This is a genomic window from Clostridium sp. HBUAS56017 (assembly GCF_007115085.1).
Taxonomy (GTDB): domain Bacteria; phylum Bacillota; class Clostridia; order Clostridiales; family Clostridiaceae; genus Clostridium; species Clostridium cibarium.
On record NZ_SULK01000021.1, the window covers coordinates 38,409 to 42,848 of the forward strand.

Annotated in this window: 9 protein-coding genes; 2 read left to right on the forward strand and 7 right to left on the reverse strand. The window is 28.1% G+C overall.

Annotated features, from left to right (window positions below; genetic code table 11):
• On the reverse strand, positions 1-182 hold a 182-nt coding region (locus FAY47_RS20390; RefSeq protein WP_207706258.1), incomplete at its 3' end, for a hypothetical protein.
• A gap of 178 nt (positions 183-360) precedes the next feature.
• Here FAY47_RS20390 and FAY47_RS15835 point away from each other — a divergent pair.
• A complete protein-coding gene (locus FAY47_RS15835) occupies positions 361-975 on the forward strand; it encodes a manganese efflux pump (RefSeq protein WP_143317871.1) in 615 nt (204 codons plus the stop codon).
• A gap of 80 nt (positions 976-1,055) precedes the next feature.
• Here FAY47_RS15835 and FAY47_RS15840 read toward each other — a convergent pair whose 3' ends face one another.
• The 3 genes from FAY47_RS15840 to FAY47_RS15850 form a co-directional block, all read right to left on the reverse strand.
• Complete coding sequence (locus FAY47_RS15840; protein ID WP_143317872.1) at positions 1,056-1,376, reverse strand: hypothetical protein; 321 nt, start codon at positions 1,374-1,376, stop codon at positions 1,056-1,058.
• Positions 1,377-1,560: 184 nt separating this feature from the next.
• Positions 1,561-2,076 carry an SMI1/KNR4 family protein gene (locus FAY47_RS15845; protein WP_143317873.1) on the reverse strand — a complete coding sequence of 172 codons (516 nt, stop codon included), beginning with the start codon at positions 2,074-2,076 and terminating at the stop codon, positions 1,561-1,563.
• Positions 2,077-2,091: 15 nt separating this feature from the next.
• Positions 2,092-2,988: an HNH endonuclease signature motif containing protein gene (locus FAY47_RS15850; protein ID WP_143317874.1), complete on the reverse strand. Its 897-nt coding sequence runs from the start codon at positions 2,986-2,988 to the stop codon at positions 2,092-2,094.
• A 258-nt stretch (positions 2,989-3,246) separates the two neighbouring features.
• Between FAY47_RS15850 and FAY47_RS15855 the strand changes: the two genes are divergently transcribed.
• Complete coding sequence (locus FAY47_RS15855) at positions 3,247-3,639, forward strand: hypothetical protein (RefSeq protein ID WP_143317875.1); 393 nt, start codon at positions 3,247-3,249, stop codon at positions 3,637-3,639.
• Between the two features lie 202 nt (positions 3,640-3,841).
• On the opposite strand, the gene FAY47_RS20395 is transcribed toward FAY47_RS15855, so the two are convergent.
• The 3 genes from FAY47_RS20395 to FAY47_RS15860 all read right to left on the reverse strand — a co-directional run.
• Positions 3,842-3,988: a hypothetical protein gene (locus FAY47_RS20395; protein WP_185966861.1), complete on the reverse strand. Its 147-nt coding sequence runs from the start codon at positions 3,986-3,988 to the stop codon at positions 3,842-3,844.
• Positions 3,981-4,103: a hypothetical protein gene (locus FAY47_RS21210; RefSeq protein ID WP_279232103.1), complete on the reverse strand. Its 123-nt coding sequence runs from the start codon at positions 4,101-4,103 to the stop codon at positions 3,981-3,983. Before FAY47_RS21210 ends, FAY47_RS20395 begins: the two co-directional genes overlap by 8 nt.
• A gap of 14 nt (positions 4,104-4,117) precedes the next feature.
• A partial coding sequence (locus FAY47_RS15860; RefSeq protein ID WP_185966862.1) for a hypothetical protein occupies positions 4,118-4,440 on the reverse strand: 323 nt, incomplete at its 5' end.

Here is a 4,440-nt window from a genome sequence, read left to right on the forward strand (position 1 = left end):
GTAACTCTGTCAATGCACATACCTTCCATTGCTGTATAACCAGTAACATTATTCAAGCTTCCAGTTGCATAATCTGTATACTTGTTGAAGTAACCAGTTTGTTCAAATGCAAATGCCGTAGTAGGAATTAGAAATACAAGTAATGATGTTGTAATTAATAATTTTTTAAGTTTTTTTAACATTATTTTCCCCCCTTATAATTGTTAGTCATATTATAGAATATATTCACATATATGTAAATCCCGGATACTTATCATACCTATTTTTGCTTTCATTACAAATTCCAATCATTTTATCAAAATCACAATATAGATTTATAATTCATATGTTAAATTGTAATAATCAAAAGGAAATATATAAATGGCATTACTTTTATCTGCACTATTATTTAGTTTATCCTCTAATTTAGATAATGTAGTTGTTGGTATTGCATATGGAATAAAAAAGATACGGATACCAATAATTGCAAATCTTGTAATAGCATTCATAACATCTACAGGTACATTTTTATCTATGTATCTTGGATTATATATCTCGAAATTTTTACCAAACTATATATCAAATATTTTGGGTGCTGGAGCTATTATTATGTTGGGAGGATATTTTACAATTCAAAGTATAATAAAACTTATATATGCTAGAAATTCAAAAGATCTTGCATTAAAGGATATTACTGATATGATTGAATATGCGGAAAAATCAGATTTAGATAAATCTGGTGATATAAGCATAAAAGAAGCTATTTTTGTGGCATTCTCACTTACATTTAACAACTTAGGTACTGGAGTAGCTGCAAGTATAACAGGGGTTAGTATTCAGTTTACTGTTATAGCCACATTTATTATAAGTATTCTTACAATTGTGTTTGGTCAAACTATAGGAAATCATGTATTAGGAAATTTATTAGGTAAATATGCCCCATTAATTTCAGGAATATTGTTAATAACTCTCGGTATTATTGAATTCATCAATTAGATATATACCTAATTTAGCTAAATTATATTTTTACGAAGTTCAAAAAAGGAGCTGTTGCATATTGCAACAACTCCTTAATTTTAATGTGTTATAGATACTTCTCCTTCACCACCTATAATTAAAGTTTCTCCTTTTTTTATAGGTCCAACTTTTAAATACTCATTTATATTATTAAGTTTTACAAACAATATTTGAGTATTAGTAGAGTCAAGTATTGTAACAGTAGCAGATTTATTTGGTGTTACAAGTCTAATATTACGATAATTCCCTTCATGTTCAGGCGAAACGGCATAAATACCTTGTTTAAAAGTATTTGCTATTGGTACTTGATTCGCTTCAGAAACTTCACCAAACATAAATAGAAAAATAAATAGAAAAATTAAAAATTTCTTTGTTTGCATATAATTCACCTCTTGTTATAAGTATTTTCTATCTATGTCTTTTTTATAAAAATAACATAGAAACTTAACTGATTTCGCTAAATTTGACTTTAGTGAAAAACAACAAAGCCAATGATCTTAAATCATTGGCTTTTAATTATTCTTTATTTTCTACTTTGCCCTTTATAACATACTCCTCTTAATGTTACCAATAAGGCGAATCTAATATCCAAAATTCATTACCTTGAGCAATGATAAATTTATCTAGCCATTCTTGAAAACTATAGCTGAATTTCTTTGAACCATCAGCCAAAAACAGATAATCTTTTTTGTTTTTTAAAGCTATTTCATCAACTAACAATTCAGCATTATCTAGTAAAATACCTATTGGATACTCATTTTCACTTTGTAAATTATTATAATAAAAACTTTTTTCTTTGATTATTTGACTTAACGAATATAACTCAAGAATTCCTTGACTACCATTACATTCATCTATAAAAAATTTAGCTCCATTACTAATTTCCAAAAAACTTATATAATCTTCTGGCAAGCAAATGTCTTTAATTTTATTTAATTCTTGTTTATCTAACGGTTCATTGAATTTCATCTTTGATAAAATTACATCTCCTTTATAACTGGTACGATATAGTGAATTATTTTTGTCTAATTTAATTTTTAAAGAAGATATTATTTTGTTAATATAAATTTCATTTGCCATGTTTAATCCCCTTGTTTATTTATAATTTGTAAACCATTTAGATATTAATAGATGTGAAGGTCTAGTTACGACTGGCATTAGATTATCATAAGAATCATCTCCACCAAAATTTCGTGGCCTAATATGATGAATTTGAACTGAATCCCAATATGACTGGGGTTGTACACCATATTGTGTTTCAAATTGTTTCTTATAAGCAGCTCTACCATTCCATGGATGTGAACCAGTTAATGCCCAGTCTGTTCTGATAGCAGTTACTGCTTGTTTTCCTGATACTGGATCAACATAATTTGGGAAATACTGATTTAATTTATTTGTCAAAATTGTTGATGCACCAATTGTATAATAATTTGGATTTCCATCTGGTGCAAGAGCTCCATATGCCCCATAAACTGTTAAGTAACCTGTTCTAGCATTGACTGACATACTCTTACTTGCACCAGGAGTAATTTCAGCAGTATTAAAAGTTAATGTTGCTGTCCCATAAGGTTGAGGAGCGTCTGTTACCCCATTTCTTACTGCAACTTGCAATACAACCTCCATCAAAATAGGCCTTACTCCTATTAGATTATCAATGTGATATGTAAACTGTGATTTACCATTTACATATTCATTGCTAATACGCCACTTTATTTCTCCTATTGTTGCACCTTCGCCTGCTGCTACCCCTTTGAATTTAGAATGAATTTTTGTTGTCCCATTTGCTATATTGTTATTACTATCTTGATATATTGCATCACTTTTAGACGTTACTATTTTATCTGAATTAGTTTTTAAATCAACTTGAGATGTAAGTTGATTTATCATTTGTTGATTTTCTTTAAGGCTTGTACTATCTGCTTTAGCATTAAATGGTAATAATCCTATAAAACTAAATAATGCTATAATTACAATAGATAAAAATTTTTTCATTCTTTTCATTGTAATAATCATTCCTTTCTTCATTTTAATTTATCTAGCAATTATTTGTAAAATTACTACAAGATAAATATTACTCCTAAAGCACATCTATGTAAAGTTATTGAATAAATTCATTTTACTGGAATAATCGCTTTGTCAAGAAACATTATTCGCTAAATGGCACTTTAGTGAAATTAATATCCATATACTGTAATAAGTGTTATAATTATTGTAAATTCGTGCTATTATATTTTATGGAGTGATGCATACATGGGGCTTTTGATCACAGGGCTTTTCATTTTTAAGATAATTTTTACTTTGTCAATGCCAATTGCAATAATTGCACTTGGTAAATACCTTATCAAAAATACACCAAAAGAAATAAAAAGAGATTTTGTATACCGAAGTTCTATGTCTACGAAAAACAAAGATACTTTAGAATTTGCATACAATCATTGTGGAAAAATATTGATACCAATAGGATGGAGTCTGTTTATTGCTACTATTATAGCTATGATGTTTATGCTTGGGAAAGATAAAGTTATTATAAATTTTTTTTGCAATACACTTATTCTCATACAAGGTATTTTTCTTGGGACTTCTGTTTTTTCTACAGAAAGGGCTTTAAGAAGAAGTTTTGATGAATATGGCAATAGAAAATAACCTAATTTCGCTAAATATTATTTTTCCGAAATTTAAAAAAATAACTGTTTTAAGCCATTTGTAGAATATCAAAATAAGATTTTTAGTTTAATATTTCTAAATTTTTATGGTAAAAAATAAGATTTCGTGTTACCCTACACGAAATCTTATCTAACCTTCTATTGCATCTTTTGCCCATTGTATATCTTGTTTTATATCAATACTAGGATAATTTTCTTGTTTCTTCAAGATCTCCACTTAGCATTTCAACAATCTCATTCCAATATTCATCAAGATTAGGGGATGCACTATATTGATTCATAGATTCTATATACTTTAGATTATTACATATTCTATTTTTATCAATCATTCTTACTACCTCCTAACATTCTTTGTGTTTCATCAGGGAATATAATTGTTATTTCACTGCTATCCCAAGCTTCAGGAAACCATGCTTGGCTAGTTCCTTCTTGTCTTATTTCCATTTTAAATACTATATTTATAATTTGGGGGAGAATCCTTTGTTCAAAATAGTGCAATTGTACTTTACTATATATACTTTACTGAATGTATAACCACTAGCGTTTACATTTAATTTTATAATTTTATTTTCGTATTTACCTCCTATTGGAGCAATATAAAGTGATGTTGTAGTGTCAGAACTTACTGCAGTTAAATCATTAGCATGACCGAGATCAGAACCTTTAACTCTTGCACCACTGTTGTTTTTAAGTTGGGCAAAGCCACCGCCATCTCCAATTTTTTTATAGAGCAAAATGACATCTTTGGTTTTATTATTTAATTTTGCTGAATAAATTGTAT

Coding starts and splice junctions, on each gene's coding strand:
- FAY47_RS15845 (WP_143317873.1), bottom strand. CDS start 2,076: ATGGCAAATGAAATTTATATTAACAAAATAATATCTTCTTTAAAAATT.
- FAY47_RS15850 (WP_143317874.1), bottom strand. CDS start 2,988: ATGAAAAAATTTTTATCTATTGTAATTATAGCATTATTTAGTTTTATA.
- FAY47_RS15840 (WP_143317872.1), bottom strand. CDS start 1,376: ATGCAAACAAAGAAATTTTTAATTTTTCTATTTATTTTTCTATTTATG.
- FAY47_RS15835 (WP_143317871.1), top strand. CDS start 361: ATGGCATTACTTTTATCTGCACTATTATTTAGTTTATCCTCTAATTTA.
- FAY47_RS21210 (WP_279232103.1), bottom strand. CDS start 4,103: ATGGAAATAAGACAAGAAGGAACTAGCCAAGCATGGTTTCCTGAAGCT.
- FAY47_RS20395 (WP_185966861.1), bottom strand. CDS start 3,988: ATGATTGATAAAAATAGAATATGTAATAATCTAAAGTATATAGAATCT.
- FAY47_RS15855 (WP_143317875.1), top strand. CDS start 3,247: ATGGGGCTTTTGATCACAGGGCTTTTCATTTTTAAGATAATTTTTACT.